General features: G+C 64.3%; 17 protein-coding genes. All 17 read right to left on the bottom strand.

Annotated elements, in window-relative coordinates; translation table 11 throughout:
- Positions 1-6: 6 nt before the first annotated feature.
- Complete coding sequence (rplO, locus tag HFGMBDPB_RS07525; protein ID WP_016449179.1) at positions 7-438, bottom strand: 50S ribosomal protein L15; 432 nt, start codon at positions 436-438, stop codon at positions 7-9.
- Positions 439-449: 11 nt separating this feature from the next.
- Entirely contained in the window at positions 450-632 is a 183-nt protein-coding gene (gene rpmD / locus HFGMBDPB_RS07530; RefSeq protein ID WP_012202972.1) for a 50S ribosomal protein L30, read from the bottom strand.
- Between the two features lie 14 nt (positions 633-646).
- Positions 647-1,168, bottom strand: coding sequence for a 30S ribosomal protein S5 (gene rpsE, locus HFGMBDPB_RS07535; protein ID WP_016449178.1), 522 nt, complete (start codon positions 1,166-1,168; stop codon positions 647-649).
- Positions 1,169-1,183: 15 nt separating this feature from the next.
- Positions 1,184-1,549, bottom strand: a complete 366-nt coding sequence (gene rplR / locus HFGMBDPB_RS07540) for a 50S ribosomal protein L18 (protein WP_012202970.1) — start codon at positions 1,547-1,549, stop codon at positions 1,184-1,186.
- A gap of 11 nt (positions 1,550-1,560) precedes the next feature.
- Positions 1,561-2,094 (bottom strand): 50S ribosomal protein L6, encoded by a 534-nt coding sequence (gene rplF / locus HFGMBDPB_RS07545; RefSeq protein WP_016449177.1) that lies wholly within the window; start codon positions 2,092-2,094, stop codon positions 1,561-1,563.
- A 24-nt stretch (positions 2,095-2,118) separates the two neighbouring features.
- Positions 2,119-2,514, bottom strand: a complete 396-nt coding sequence (rpsH, locus tag HFGMBDPB_RS07550; RefSeq protein ID WP_016449176.1) for a 30S ribosomal protein S8 — start codon at positions 2,512-2,514, stop codon at positions 2,119-2,121.
- A gap of 20 nt (positions 2,515-2,534) precedes the next feature.
- Positions 2,535-2,840 (bottom strand): 30S ribosomal protein S14, encoded by a 306-nt coding sequence (gene rpsN / locus HFGMBDPB_RS07555; RefSeq protein WP_012202967.1) that lies wholly within the window; start codon positions 2,838-2,840, stop codon positions 2,535-2,537.
- Between the two features lie 8 nt (positions 2,841-2,848).
- Positions 2,849-3,388 carry a 50S ribosomal protein L5 gene (gene rplE / locus HFGMBDPB_RS07560; protein ID WP_016449175.1) on the bottom strand — a complete coding sequence of 180 codons (540 nt, stop codon included), beginning with the start codon at positions 3,386-3,388 and terminating at the stop codon, positions 2,849-2,851.
- Between the two features lie 10 nt (positions 3,389-3,398).
- Positions 3,399-3,719 (bottom strand): 50S ribosomal protein L24, encoded by a 321-nt coding sequence (gene rplX / locus HFGMBDPB_RS07565; protein ID WP_016449174.1) that lies wholly within the window; start codon positions 3,717-3,719, stop codon positions 3,399-3,401.
- A gap of 10 nt (positions 3,720-3,729) precedes the next feature.
- Entirely contained in the window at positions 3,730-4,098 is a 369-nt protein-coding gene (rplN, locus tag HFGMBDPB_RS07570) for a 50S ribosomal protein L14 (protein ID WP_016449173.1), read from the bottom strand.
- A 679-nt stretch (positions 4,099-4,777) separates the two neighbouring features.
- On the bottom strand, positions 4,778-6,367 hold the full coding sequence (locus HFGMBDPB_RS07575) for a glycerol-3-phosphate dehydrogenase/oxidase (RefSeq protein ID WP_212645154.1): 1,590 nt from the start codon (positions 6,365-6,367) through the stop codon (positions 4,778-4,780).
- 344 nt (positions 6,368-6,711) lie between these two features.
- Positions 6,712-8,445, bottom strand: coding sequence for an ABC transporter substrate-binding protein (locus tag HFGMBDPB_RS07580; RefSeq protein WP_016449170.1), 1,734 nt, complete (start codon positions 8,443-8,445; stop codon positions 6,712-6,714).
- Positions 8,446-8,545: 100 nt separating this feature from the next.
- Positions 8,546-8,854: a DUF2160 domain-containing protein gene (locus HFGMBDPB_RS07585; RefSeq protein WP_016449169.1), complete on the bottom strand. Its 309-nt coding sequence runs from the start codon at positions 8,852-8,854 to the stop codon at positions 8,546-8,548.
- 167 nt (positions 8,855-9,021) lie between these two features.
- Positions 9,022-9,837, bottom strand: coding sequence for a carbohydrate ABC transporter permease (locus tag HFGMBDPB_RS07590; protein ID WP_013804448.1), 816 nt, complete (start codon positions 9,835-9,837; stop codon positions 9,022-9,024).
- A gap of 75 nt (positions 9,838-9,912) precedes the next feature.
- Positions 9,913-10,806: a carbohydrate ABC transporter permease gene (locus HFGMBDPB_RS07595; protein ID WP_212645155.1), complete on the bottom strand. Its 894-nt coding sequence runs from the start codon at positions 10,804-10,806 to the stop codon at positions 9,913-9,915.
- Positions 10,803-11,885 carry an ABC transporter ATP-binding protein gene (locus tag HFGMBDPB_RS07600; protein ID WP_016449167.1) on the bottom strand — a complete coding sequence of 361 codons (1,083 nt, stop codon included), beginning with the start codon at positions 11,883-11,885 and terminating at the stop codon, positions 10,803-10,805. Before HFGMBDPB_RS07600 ends, HFGMBDPB_RS07595 begins: the two co-directional genes overlap by 4 nt.
- 1 nt (position 11,886) lies before the next feature.
- On the bottom strand, positions 11,887-12,966 hold the full coding sequence (locus HFGMBDPB_RS07605) for an ABC transporter ATP-binding protein (RefSeq protein WP_034363480.1): 1,080 nt from the start codon (positions 12,964-12,966) through the stop codon (positions 11,887-11,889).
- Between the last annotated feature and the right edge of the window lie 251 nt (positions 12,967-13,217).

Consider the following 13,217-nt stretch of genomic DNA (forward strand, 5'->3'; position numbering starts at 1 on the left):
CATTAATCAGGCGATGCTGCCGCCGGCAGCTTCGATGGCAGCCTTGGCGCCGGCGGTAGCGCCGATGCCGTTGAGCTTGACAGCCTTGCTGATTTCACCGCTCTTGATGATCTTGACCACCTTTGCGATTTCACCAACCAGACCGGCTTGCTTCAGAGCTGCCAGATCGACTTCGGCCAGGCCCAGCTGTTCCAGAGCGGACAGGGTCACTTCTGCGTTGAACTTCAGCAGATGCGACTTGAAGCCACGCTTGGGCAGACGGCGCTGCAGAGGCATTTGACCGCCTTCGAAGCCCACCTTGTGGTAGCCACCCGAACGCGACTTCTGGCCCTTGTGACCACGGCCGGCAGTCTTGCCCAGGCCGGAGCCGATGCCGCGGCCGACACGGCGCTTGGCATGCTTGGCACCTGCTGCAGGCTTGATGCTATTGAGTTCCATCATCAATCCTTTCAGAGGACTTTGACCAGATAGCTGATCTTGTTGATCATGCCGCGCACAGCAGGCGTGTCCTGCAGTTCGCTGATGCTATTCAGCTTGCGCAGGCCCAGGCCACGGACGGTGGCGCGGTGCGATTCCTTGGTGCCAATGGGGCTGCGCACCAGTTGCACCTTCACGGTTTGTTGCGTTGTCATGTGATTGACTCCGATCAGGCGGTGAAGATGTCTTCAACCGACTTGCCGCGCTTGGCTGCCACTTCCGAAGGGGTCGTGGAGTTCTTCAGAGCGTCAAAAGTCGCGCGGACCATGTTGTAGGGATTCGACGAGCCATGGCTCTTGGCCACGATGTCGGTGATGCCCAGCACTTCGAAGACGGCGCGCATCGGGCCGCCGGCGATGATGCCGGTACCCTTGGGAGCGGGGTTCAGCATCACGGATGCTGCGCCATGCTGACCCATCACGGTGTGATGGATCGAGCCGTTCTTCAGGGACACCTTGATCATGTTGCGACGGGATTCTTCCATCGCCTTTTGCACGGCTGCAGGCACTTCCTTGGACTTGCCCTTGCCCATGCCAACACGGCCATCACCGTCGCCAACCACGGTCAGTGCAGCGAAGCCGAGGATACGACCGCCCTTCACAACCTTGGTGACGCGGTTCACCGCGATCATTTTTTCGCGCAGACCGTCGTCACGACCTTCGTCTTGCACCTTGGGAGAAAACTTTGCCATTTCTATCCGCTCCGCTTAGAACTGCAGGCCGGCTTCACGAGCGGCTTCTGCCAAAGCCTTCACGCGGCCGTGGTATGCGAAACCAGCGCGATCGAAAGCCACTTTCTCCACGCCTGCAGCCTTGGCCTTCTCGGCAATGCGCTTGCCGATCAGCGTAGCGGCAGCCACGTTGCCACCCTTGCCGATGGCGCCCAGTTGGGTGCGCACTTCGGCTTCGGCAGTCGAGGCCGAAGCCAGCACCTTGGTGCCGTCTTCCGACACCACGCTTGCGTAGATGTGGAGGTTCGTACGGTTCACGCTCAGACGTGCCACGCCTTGCTGTGCAATGCGGATGCGGGTCTGGCGGGCACGACGGAGACGCTGCTCTTTCTTGGTCAACATAATGCAGCTCCTTACTTCTTCTTGGTCTCTTTGATCACGACCTTCTCATCCGAGTAACGGATGCCCTTGCCCTTGTAGGGCTCGGGAGGACGAACGGCACGGATCTCAGCAGCCAGTTGGCCAACGGCCTGGCGGTCAGCACCCTTGACCACGATTTCCGTGGGCGTGGGGGTGGCAACAGTGATGCCGGCCGGCATTTCGAAGTTCACCGGGTGCGAATAGCCGATCGCGAGGTTCAGCTTGGCGCCAGAGGCCGAAGCCTTGAAGCCCACGCCGACCAGCGACAGCTTCTTCTCGAAGCCCTTGCTCACGCCCACCACCATGTTGTTCACCAGCTGACGCATGGTGCCGCTCATGGCGTTGGCTTCGCGCGAGTCGTTGACGGGCTCGAAAGACAGCTTGCCTTCGTTGTTGGAGATCTTCACCAGAACGTTCTGGGCCAGCGACAGCGTGCCGCCGGTGCCCTTCACATTGATCTGGTCAGCCTTGATGGACACATCCACGCCTGCGGGGATGGCCACGGGAGTCTTTGCTACGCGAGACATTTCAGTATTTCTCCTTAATGTCCGTTAGGCCACGTAGCACAGCACTTCGCCGCCCACGCCGGTGGCGCGTGCCTTGCGATCCGTCATCACGCCCTTGGGAGTGGTGACGATGGCCACGCCCAGACCGTTCATGACCTGGGGGATTGCGTCGCGGCCCTTGTACACGCGCAGGCCGGGACGGCTCACGCGCTCGATGCGCTCGATCACCGGACGGCCGGCGTAGTACTTCAGGGTAATTTCGAGTTCGGACTTGCCAGCGTCGGTCTTCACTTGGAAGCCGTCGATGTAGCCTTCATCCTTCAGCACCTGGGCGATGGCAACCTTGACCTTGGAGGAAGGAGCCGTCACGGTGGTCTTGGAGACCATTTGTGCATTGCGGATGCGGGTCAGCAAGTCAGCGATGGGATCACTCATGCTCATGTTTAATCTCTCCTGCTTGCTTACCAGCTGGCCTTGGTGACACCGGGGATGTCGCCAGCGAAGGCCAGTTCACGGATCTTGGCGCGGCCCAGACCGAATTGACGGAAGGTGCCACGGGGACGACCCGTGATCTCGCAGCGGTTGCGCTGGCGAGTGGGGTTCGCGTTACGGGGCAGCTTCTGCAGGCCCAGGCGAGCGGCGTCGCGCTCTTCGTCGCTGCGCTTTGCGTCAGCGGCGATTGCCTTCAGTTCTGCGTACTTGGCAGCGTACTTGGCCGCCAGCTTTTCGCGCTTGAGTTCGCGCTGAATCAATGCAACTTTAGCCATGCGCCACCTCAGTTCTTGAAGGGGAAACGGAAAGCGGCGAGCAGTGCCTTGCACTCGTCGTCGGTCTTTGCCGTAGTCGTGATGCTGATGTTCAGACCACGCAGAGCGTCCACCTTGTCGTACTCGATTTCGGGGAAGATGATCTGTTCCTTGACGCCGACGTTGTAGTTGCCGCGACCGTCGAACGAACGGCCGGAGATACCACGGAAGTCACGCACGCGGGGCAGAGCCACGGTGACGAAACGGTCCAGGAATTCATACATCTGAACGCCACGCAGGGTCACCATGCAGCCGATGGCCTGGCCTTCGCGGATCTTGAAGCCGGCGATAGCCTTCTTGGCCTTGGTCACCACGGGCTTCTGACCAGCAATCTTGGTCAGGTCGGCCACGGCGTTGTCCATCACCTTCTTGTCGGCCACGGCTTCGCTCACACCCATGTTCAGGGTGATCTTGGTCAGGCGGGGCACTTCCATGGTGGAGGTGTAGCCGAACTTTTCCTTCAGTTCAGCCGCGATCTTTTCGCGATACAGTTTTTGCAGTCGTGCCATGTGTTACCCCTTAGGCCGCCTTGATTTCGGCGCCGTTGGACTTGAACACGCGAACGCGCGTGCCGTCGGCTTGCACCTTGATGCCCACGCGATCGGCCTTGCCGGTCGCTGCATTGAAGATGGCCACGTTGGATTGGTGGATAGGCATGGCCTTTTCCACGATGCCGCCGGTGGTGCCCTTCATGGGGTTCGGCTTGACGTGCTTCTTCACCAGGTTGATGCCGTCGATCAGCAGGTGGGAGTCGTCCTTGCGAGCCGAGACCACGCCTTGCTTGCCCTTGTCACGGCCGGTCAGCACGATGACTTGGTCGCCCTTGCGAATCTTGTTCATGGTGCTTCCTTTAGAGAACTTCAGGTGCCAGGGACACGATCTTCATGAACTTTTCGTTGCGCAGTTCACGAGTCACGGGGCCAAAGATGCGGGTGCCGATAGGCTCCAGCTTGGCGTTCAGCAGCACGGCGGCATTGCCGTCGAACTTGACGAGCGAGCCATCAGCACGGCGAATACCCTTCGCCGTGCGCACCACGACCGCGCTGTAGACCTCGCCTTTTTTGACGCGTCCACGCGGTGCAGCTTCCTTGATGCTCACCTTGATGATGTCACCAACACTCGCATAGCGACGATGAGAACCGCCCAGCACCTTGATGCACTGAACAGACTTCGCGCCGGTGTTGTCGGCAACCTCTAACCGAGATTCTGTTTGGATCATTTCAATATTCCCAACTTGCTCCAGCAAACACCCGACAGCCCCAGAGTCTTCTCAAGGGCCGCGAGCAGCCAGTCAGTCTTGGGCCCGTCGTCCACACCGAAAACCATTTCTCGGCGCTTCCACTGGGCAGATAACTTCACGATTTTCACGTGAAGCATGGGATTGTCCCAGAAATTCCTTTGCGCGTCAAACCCTTAGCGACTTTTCCCGCCCCTGCCCGGCAGCGTTGCGCAACGCCCACAAGGGCGCCGGCAACCGAGGGGCCGCCCGGGCCTCCCGATCGGCCCATGCCACCGGAGACGCCCATAAAAAAGCCGAGCCACGCGGGCTCGGCAAAGGGTGGCAGACTCAACGCAATTGTTGGCTGCGGACGGACCGCGCCGACGACGGCACAGACCGCGCAGCGGCTTTGGGGCCACCGCGTCGGGCTTGGGCGCGGCCCTTGCCCTGCGGAAAACGCACTTTCAAGCGCTTTCTTTCTTGCTTCCCTCCCTCGTCAGCCTTGTGCTGGCTGCTGTTCACTGGCACTGAAGCTGGGCGCCATGAACCGCATTCTCATTCATAAAACCAATCGAGTACATATATTCATCAATTTTGACAATCATGCGTGGCGCAATCGTCTTACGCAGAAAGCACAACGCCCTGCGTTGCAGGGCGTTGTGCATGGAGATGGACAGGATCAGGCAGGCAGGTACTGCGCCGCCAGCGGCATGAAGTCCGCCAGGCCGGCGTCGTGTCCCAGCTCCTCCTGGAGGATGGCGGCCACGCGCGGCGCCACCTCGGCGGCCTTGCGCGCGTCGAGGAACAGCAGGCGGCTGCGGCGCGCCAGCACGTCTTCCACGGTGCGCGCGTATTCGAAGCGCGCGGCAAAGCGCACCATGGCTTCGTTCAGGCCGTCGGCCAGCCATTCGTCGTTGCCCGGCAACGCCTGCACCGCCGAGGCTTCCGTGCCGTAGGAATGCAGGCCCTGGATCTGGTTCATGCGGTGGTGCACGGCGGACTCGCCCGGGGCGCCGGCCAGCGGCAGGCGGGCCGTGACACCACCGGGGCGGTGCGGCAGGCGGCCGATGGCAAAGCATTCGGAGAGCACGTCTTCGGCCATGGCGCGGTAGGTGGTCCACTTGCCGCCCGTGACGGTCACCAGGCCGGTGCGGCTGGACATGACGGTGTGCTCGCGGCTGATCTTCTTGGTGTTTTCGCCATCGTCGTCCTGGGGCTTGACCAGCGGGCGCAGGCCCACCCACATGCTGCGCACGTCGGCCAGCGTGGGCTGGCGCGTGAGGTAGCGGCCTGCCTCGGTGAGGATGAAGTCCAGTTCTTCGGGGAAAGGCAGGGGCTCGCGCGCCAGGTCGTTGCGCGGCGTGTCGGTGGTGCCCAGGATGACCTTGCCCAGCCAGGGCACGGCAAAGAGCACGCGGCCATCGGCCGTCTTGGGCACGAGCAGGGCATGGTCGCTGGGCAGGAAGTCGCGGTCCACGACCACGTGCACGCCCTGGCTGGGCGCGACCATGGGCTTGACGGGACGGCCCTGGGCCTCGGCGTCCTGCTGGCGGAACAGGTCCACCCAGGGGCCGGTGGCGTTGACCACGCACTTGGCGCGCAGCGTGAAGCGCTGGCCGGATTCCGAGTCTTCGCAGATCAGGCCGGCAACCTTGCCGCCTTCGTGCAGCAGTTCACGTGCGGGGCAGTAGTTGACCAGCAGCGCGCCCTTGGCAGCGGCCGTGCGGGCCAGCGCCAGCGCCAGGCGGGCATCGTCGAACTGGCCGTCCCAGTATTTGACGCCGCCCTTGAGGCCCTGCTGCCGCACGGTGGGCAGGCACTTCACGGTGCTGGAGCGCGAGAGGAATTCCGTGGCGCCCAGGCCTGCCTTGCCGGCCAGCGCGTCATACATCTTGAGGCCGATGCCGTAGAACGGCGTGTCCAGCAGCTTGTAGGACGGCATGACGAAGGCCAGCGGCTGCGCCAGGTGGGGCGCGTTGTGCAGCAGCGTGGTGCGCTCATGCAGCGCTTCCCGCACCAGGGCGATGTTGCCCTGCGCCAGGTAGCGCACGCCGCCATGGACCAGCTTGGTGGCACGCGAGGACGTGCCCTTGGCGAAGTCATGCGACTCCACCAGCACGACCTTGAACCCGCGCGCCGCCGCGTCCAGGGCCACGCCCAGGCCGGTGGCACCGCCGCCGATGATGGCCAGATCGTAGGTTTCAGGCTGGGCCAGGCGTTCCAGCAGGGCGGCGCGGCCGGTGGGCAGAGGGGAAGCAGCGAGGGACATGGATCTTCGACGAAGGAATGTGGGGCAAGTTAACAGGGCGCCATGTAGCCGCCATGTCAGCACCCGGGACGCCACGCCTGCGCCCAATGCGAAGGGGACGGAATCGGGTTTTCCGCTATTTTCGCTCGTTTTTGTATTTTTTTCTTCGCTATCTTTCGTTTCGTGTTTTTTGCAGTCAACGAATTTGGCGATAGGCCGGGAGACCAGCACAGGGCATGTTGTCCAAAGCCGACACGGCCCAACTCAGGGACGCCGAGCAAGAGCCGCCTCGCGGCGAGGGCGTCGTCCCCCTCCCTTGCGAAGCAAGTAGAGAGGGGGAAGGCGCGCAAGCGCCTCAGGGGGTGCTAACGCACCTTGCCGTTTTTCCAGGCATTGAGCAGCGTGTCATACGCAATCGTCTCGCCCTTGGGCTTTTCATTGGCCAGCTTCTTCCACGGCGCCTGCTTGTCGCTGAGCCACTTGGCCGGGTCGCCCTTGGGGTTGAGCTTGGGCGCGCAGTGCGCCATGCCTGCGCGCTGCAGGCGGGCCATGACCTGGTCCATTTCCTCGGCCAGGTTGTCCATGGCGCCCTGGGGCGTCTTCTCGCCGGTGACGGCCTGGGCCACGTTCTTCCACCACAGCTGTGCCAGCTTGGGATAGTCGGGCACGTTGTTGCCGGTGGGCGTCCAGGCCACGCGGGCGGGGCTGCGGTAGAACTCGACTAGGCCGCCGAGCTTGGGCGCCATGTCCGTCATGGCCTTGGAGCGGATGTCGCTTTCGCGGATGGGCGTCAGGCCGACGATGGTCTTCTTGAGGCTGGTGGTCTTGGCGGTGACGAACTGCGCGTAGAGCCAGGCGGCGGCCGTGCGGTTGGCGTCATGGTCCTTGAAGAAGGTCCAGCTGCCCACGTCCTGGTAGCCGTTTTGCATGCCGTCCTTCCAGTAGGGGCCGTTGGGGCCGGGCGCCATGCGCCATTTGGGCGTGCCGTCGGCATTGACCACGGGCAGGCCGGGCTTGGTCATGTCGGCCGTGAAGGCGGTGTACCAGAAGATCTGCTGCGCGATATGGCCCTGGGCCGGCACGGGGCCGGACTCGCCGAAGGTCATGCCCATGGCTTCCTTGGGCGCGTACTTCTTCATCCAGTCCACGTACTTGGTGAGCGCGAACACGGCGGCCGGCGAGTTGGTGGCGCCCCCGCGCGAGACCGAGGCGCCCACGGGCGTGCACTTGTCGTCGGCCACGCGGATGCCCCACTCGTCCACGGGCATACCGTTGGGAATGCCCTTGTCGGCCGCGCCGGCCATGGACAGCCAGGCATCGGTGAAGCGCCAGCCCAGCGAGGGGTCCTTCTTGCCGTAGTCCATGTGGCCGTAGACAGGCTTGCCGTCGATCTGCTTGACGTCGTTGGTGAAGAACTCGGCGATGTCCTCGTAGGCGCTCCAGTTCAGCGGCACGCCCAGCTCGTAGCCGTACTTGGCCTTGAACTTGTCCTTGAGGTCCTTGCGCTCGAACAGGTCGGCGCGGAACCAGTAGAGATTGGCGAACTGCTGGTCGGGCAGCTGGTAGAGCTTGCCGTCGGGCGCGGTGGTGAAGCTGGTGCCGATGAAGTCCTTGATGTCCAGGCCCGGATTGGTGAAGTCCTTGCCGGCGCCGGCCATGTAGTCGGTCAGGCTCATGATGCGGCCGTAGCGGTAGTGCGTGCCGATCAGGTCGGAGTCGGAGATCCAGCCGTCATAGATGGACTTGCCCGACTGCATCGAGGTCTGCAGCTTCTCGACCACGTCGCCTTCCTGGATCAGGTCGTGCTTGACGGTGATGCCCGTGATCTCGGTGAAGGCCTTGGCCAGCGTCTTGCTCTCGTACTCGTGCGTGGTGATGGTCTCGGAGACCACGGCGATCTCCTTGACGCCCTTGGCCTGCAGCTTCTTGGCCGCCTCGATGAACCACTTCATCTCGGCCATCTGCTGGTCCTTGGACAGCGTGCTGGGCTGGAACTCCGCGTCGATCCACTTCTTGGCTTCCGCCTCTCCGGCCCAGGCCGCTTGCCCCGCCGCCAGCAGGGCCGCCGCGAGGGCGATGGTGTGAAGTCGTTGTTTCATCTGCCGTCTCCTAGATTCTTGCTGTCTCCCCGACATGCACATGCACCAGCGGGTCCCGGGGGAGCTTCGGACCCGGCTGTCGATAAATGGAATGAAGTGATCAGCCTTTGCGCATCACGACGGCCAGCACGAGCATGGACAGCACGAAACTGATCCACACCGAAGGCTCGGCCTCCAGCGAGAACCACTGCGCCATCTTCTCGCCCAGCCCCACCCAGGCCAGATTGACATAGGCCGCCAGCAGCAGCCCGATGAACAGCCGGTCCCCGCGCGTCGTCGCCATCGGCAGCCAGCCCTTGCGCATCACGGTCGGGCTGCGCAACTCCCACAGCGTCATGCCCACCAGCATCAGCACGATGCAACTGAAGAACACCGCCACCGGCAGCGTCCAGGCCATCCAGGAAAACATTGACGAGTCCTTTCAGAAATCCAGCATCAATACCGCAGCTTCTCGAAACCGGCAGAGCCCAGCCCAGGGACACCGAGGAAGGGCCGCCCCGCCCCGAGGGTGTCGTCCCCCTCCCCCGCGCAAGCGGGTAGAGAGGGGGAAGCGGCGTAAGCCGCTCAGGGGGTGCCTCACACCCTCCCCATTGCGAACCCCTTGGCGATGTAATGCCGCACGAACCAGATCACGATGGCGCCCGGCACGATGGTCAGCACGCCGGCCGCCGCCAGCGTCGCCCAGTCCATGCCCGAGGCCGAGACGGTGCGCGTCATGGTCGCCACGATGGGCTTGGCGTTCACGCTGGTCAGCGTGCGCGCCAGCAGCAGTTCCACCCAGCTGAACATGAAGCAGAAGAAGGCCGCCACGCCCACGCCGGCCTTGATCAGCGGCAGGAAGATGGTGAGGAAAAAGCGCGGGAAGGAGTAGCCGTCGATATAGGCCGTCTCGTCGATCTCGCGCGGGATGCCGCTCATGAAGCCCTCCAGGATCCAGACGGCCAGCGGCACGTTGAACAGCAGGTGGGCCAGGGCCACGGCGATGTGCGTGTCCATCAGGCCCACCGTGGTGTAGAGCTGGAAGAAGGGCAGCAGGAAGACGGCCGGCGGCGTCATGCGGTTGGTCAGCAGCCAGAAGAACACATGCTTGTCGCCCAGGAACTGGTAGCGCGAGAACGCATAGGCCGCCGGCAGCGCCACCGTGAGCGAAATCACGGTGTTGATGGCCACGTAGATCAGGCTGTTGATGTAGCCCGAGTACCAGGAGGCGTCAGTGAAGATGGTTTGGTAGTTGGCCCAGGTGAAATGCTGAGGCCACAGCGAGAAGCTCGACAGGATCTCCTCGTTGGTCTTGAAGCTCATGTTGACCATCCAGTAGATGGGCAGCACGGCGAACAGCAGGTAGGCGACGAGGAACAGCGTGCGCTTGTGGAAACGGCGGTCTTCAGTCATGTCCGGCCTCCCGCAGGGCCACCCCAAGGCAGGCCGAGCCCCCTCGGGGGGCAGTGAACGAAGGGAGCGTGGGGGTCATTCTCTTGCCCCTTCCTTGTCTGCCGTGCCCACGCGCTGCATCCAGTTGTAGAGGATGAAGCACAGCAGCAGGATGATGAGGAAATAGATCAGCGAGAAGGCCGCCGCCGGCCCGAGGTCGAACTGGCCCACGGCCTTTTGCGTCAGGTACTGCGACAGGAAGGTGGTCGCATTGCCGGGCCCGCCGCCCGTGAGCACGAAGGGCTCGGTGTAGATCATGAAGCTGTCCATGAAGCGCAGCAGCACGGCGATCATCAGCACGCCGCGCATCTTGGGCAGCTGGATGTAGCGGAACACCGCGAACTTGCTTGCGCCGTCGATGCGCGCGGCCTGGTAGTAGGCGTCGGGAATGGAGCGCAGGCCCGCGTAGCACAGCAGGGCCACCAGCGGCGTCCAGTGCCAGACATCCATGACCAGCACGGTGAGCCAGGCATGGGTGGCATTGCCCGTGTAGTTGTAGTCCACGCCCAGCGCGTTGAGCGCCGCGCCCAGCAGTCCGATATCGGCGCGGCCGTAGATCTGCCAGATGGTGCCGACCACGTTCCACGGAATCAGCAGCGACAGCGAGACCACGACCAGCACCGCCGAGGCCTTCCAGCCCTGGGCCGGCATGGACAGGGCCAGCGCGATGCCCAGCGGAATCTCCACCACCAGCACGGCCAGCGAAAAGCCGATCTGGCGCAGCAGGGCCGAGTGCAGTTCCTCGTCGCGCATGACCTGGGCAAACCATTCCGTGCCCACGAACACGCGCCGGTCGGGACTGATGATGTCCTGCACCGAGTAGTTCACCACCGTCATCAGCGGGATGATGGCCGAGAAGGCCACGCAGATGATGACCGGCAGGATCAGCAGCCAGGCCTTCTGGTTGACGGGCTTGATGGTCTGGCTCATGCCTGCAGCTCCTCGTTGACGTAGTAGCAGGTGTGGGGGCCCTGCAATTGCACCCAGACGGTCTGCCCTGCGGCGGGCAGGAAGGCGTCGGCGCCGCAGCGCAGCTTGAGAAGCCGCTCGCCCAGGCGCGCCACCAGCAGCTGGTGCGTGCCCACATCCTGCACGCGCTCCACCGTGCAGGCCACGGCACCGGGCGCGTCGGCCGAGGCCAGTGCCAGGTACTCGGGGCGTATGCCCAGGCTCAGGGGCAGGCCGGGCGCCACGCTGGCCAGTGCGGCGGGCAGGGACAGGTACTGGCCCTCGGCCAGCAGCCGGCCGCCGTCCTGCTGCAGCGGCACGAAGTTCATGCCCGGCGAGCCGATGAAGTGGCCGACGAAGGCGTGGCTGGGCCGCTCGAAAAGCTGGGCGGGCGTGCCCACCTGCACGGCACGGCCACGCGTCATGACCACGACCTGATCGGCAAAGGTCAGGGCCTCCACCTGGTCGTGCGTCACATAGATCAGCGTGAGCCGCAGCTCGTGGTGGATCTGCTTGAGCTTGCGGCGCAGCTGCCACTTGAGCTGGGGGTCGATCACCGTGAGCGGCTCGTCGAACAGCACGGCCGAGACATCGGGCCGCACCAGGCCCCGGCCCAGCGAGATCTTCTGCTTGGCGTCGGCCGACAGGCCCGCCGCGCGCTGGTCGAGCTGGCCGCTCATCTCCAGCATCTCGGCGATCTGGCCCACGCGGGCGCGGATGCGGTCGGCAGGCATGCGGCGGTTCTTCAGCGGAAAGGCCAGGTTCTCGGCCACGGTCATGGTGTCGTAGATCACCGGGAACTGGAACACCTGGGCAATGTTGCGTTCCTGGGGCGTGGCGCGCGTCATGTCGCGGCCGTCGAACAGCACCTTGCCCTGCGAGGGGACCAGCAGGCCCGACATGATGTTGAGCATGGTGGTCTTGCCGCAGCCCGAGGGGCCGAGCAGCGCATAGGCGCCGCCGTCCTCGAAGACCATGCTCAGCGGCAGCAGCGCATAGTCGCTGTCCTGCTGCGGGTTCGGCTTGTAGGAGTGGGCCAGATCGAGTTCTATGCGGGCCATCTCATCGTCCTCCGGGCCGCGCCGGCGCCAGCAGCAGCGCGCCGTCCGTGCCGAACACGTAGGCATGGGCCGGGTCCAGGTGCAGCGTGACCGCGCTGCCCAGGTCCAGGTGGTGCACGCCCGTGACCTGGGCCACCAGCTCGCCCCAGGGCGTGGTGGCATGCACGAAAGTGTCCGACCCCGAGATCTCGGCCAGTTCCACCACGCCTTGCAGCGCCACATCCCCGGGCCGGGCCTGCAGGCGCAGCGCGCTGGCGCGCAGGCCCAGGGTCAGGGGGCCGGCAGCGGCCAGGCCCACCGGCAGTGCCATGGGCAGCCGCGCGCCGCCGGGCAGCTCCAACCCGGTGTCCACGGCCTGCGCGGGCACCAGGTTCATGGGCGGATCGCTGAAGGCCCGCGCCACGCGCAGCGAATTGGGTCGGTGGAACACCTCCGCCGTGGGGCCGTACTGCAGCAGCTCCCCCTCGTGCAGCACGGCCGTGTGGCCGCCCAGCAGCAGGGCCTCGCCGGGCTCGGTGGTGGCGTAGACCACGGTGGAGCTGCCGGTGGCGAACAGCTGGGTCAGCTCCTCGCGCAGTTCCTCGCGCAGCTTGTAGTCGAGGTTGACCAGCGGCTCGTCCAGCAGCATCAGCGGAGCGCCCTTGGCCAGCGCCCTCGCCAGGGCCACGCGCTGCTGCTGGCCACCCGACAGCTCGGCCGGATAGCGGTCCAGGAACATCTCGATGTGCAGCCGCTCGGCCAGGGCGCGCACGCGCTGCGCCACGTCGCGATCGCCGCGCAGCTTCAGCGGCGAGGCGATGTTGTCCGCCACCGTGAGCGAGGGATAGTTGATGAACTGCTGGTAGACCATGGCCACATTGCGCTCGCGCACGGGCATGCCGGTCACATCGACGCCATCGACGCGCACCCGGCCTTCGGTGGGCACGTCCAGGCCGGCCATGATGCGCATCAGGCTGGTCTTGCCGGCCTGCGTGGCGCCCAGCAGCACGGTCACCGCGCGGCTTTCCAGTTCCAGGTGCATGGGGTGCAGCCAGGTCTGGCCGCCCACACGCTTGCTGATTCTCTCCAACACCAGTTCCACGACTGCCCTCTTTTTGGCGAGGCCGCCACCGGGGCAGCATTTGAACAAGGAGAAAGGCGGGCCTCCAAAGCGCGTTTGAAGGCCCGAACGTCTTCATTTTTGTTCTTTCCGGATCGCAGCCCATCAACACATACCCTAGGTGCTGTTCCTTTTTCTTCGTTTTAAAGTTCCCCAGCCCACGGCTGGCCGCGTCAAATGCGCTATAAACCCGTCGCCCGGCCCGATTGACTGCCCGACCATCCACCCGCCCC

This window comes from Delftia sp. PE138 (assembly GCF_018320755.1).
Lineage (GTDB): Bacteria > Pseudomonadota > Gammaproteobacteria > Burkholderiales > Burkholderiaceae_C > Comamonas > Comamonas tsuruhatensis.

Excerpts from the sequence above, each read along its gene's own strand:
- rplO (WP_016449179.1), bottom strand. The coding sequence starts at position 438 with ATGGAACTCAATAGCATCAAGCCTGCAGCAGGTGCCAAGCATGCCAAG.
- rpmD (WP_012202972.1), bottom strand. The coding sequence starts at position 632 with ATGACAACGCAACAAACCGTGAAGGTGCAACTGGTGCGCAGCCCCATT.
- rpsE (WP_016449178.1), bottom strand. The coding sequence starts at position 1,168 with ATGGCAAAGTTTTCTCCCAAGGTGCAAGACGAAGGTCGTGACGACGGT.
- rplR (WP_012202970.1), bottom strand. The coding sequence starts at position 1,549 with ATGTTGACCAAGAAAGAGCAGCGTCTCCGTCGTGCCCGCCAGACCCGC.
- rplF (WP_016449177.1), bottom strand. The coding sequence starts at position 2,094 with ATGTCTCGCGTAGCAAAGACTCCCGTGGCCATCCCCGCAGGCGTGGAT.
- rpsH (WP_016449176.1), bottom strand. The coding sequence starts at position 2,514 with ATGAGCATGAGTGATCCCATCGCTGACTTGCTGACCCGCATCCGCAAT.
- rpsN (WP_012202967.1), bottom strand. The coding sequence starts at position 2,840 with ATGGCTAAAGTTGCATTGATTCAGCGCGAACTCAAGCGCGAAAAGCTG.
- rplE (WP_016449175.1), bottom strand. The coding sequence starts at position 3,388 with ATGGCACGACTGCAAAAACTGTATCGCGAAAAGATCGCGGCTGAACTG.
- rplX (WP_016449174.1), bottom strand. The coding sequence starts at position 3,719 with ATGAACAAGATTCGCAAGGGCGACCAAGTCATCGTGCTGACCGGCCGT.
- rplN (WP_016449173.1), bottom strand. The coding sequence starts at position 4,098 with ATGATCCAAACAGAATCTCGGTTAGAGGTTGCCGACAACACCGGCGCG.
- HFGMBDPB_RS07575 (WP_212645154.1), bottom strand. The coding sequence starts at position 6,367 with ATGTCCCTCGCTGCTTCCCCTCTGCCCACCGGCCGCGCCGCCCTGCTG.
- HFGMBDPB_RS07580 (WP_016449170.1), bottom strand. The coding sequence starts at position 8,445 with ATGAAACAACGACTTCACACCATCGCCCTCGCGGCGGCCCTGCTGGCG.
- HFGMBDPB_RS07585 (WP_016449169.1), bottom strand. The coding sequence starts at position 8,854 with ATGTTTTCCTGGATGGCCTGGACGCTGCCGGTGGCGGTGTTCTTCAGT.
- HFGMBDPB_RS07590 (WP_013804448.1), bottom strand. The coding sequence starts at position 9,837 with ATGACTGAAGACCGCCGTTTCCACAAGCGCACGCTGTTCCTCGTCGCC.
- HFGMBDPB_RS07595 (WP_212645155.1), bottom strand. The coding sequence starts at position 10,806 with ATGAGCCAGACCATCAAGCCCGTCAACCAGAAGGCCTGGCTGCTGATC.
- HFGMBDPB_RS07600 (WP_016449167.1), bottom strand. The coding sequence starts at position 11,885 with ATGGCCCGCATAGAACTCGATCTGGCCCACTCCTACAAGCCGAACCCG.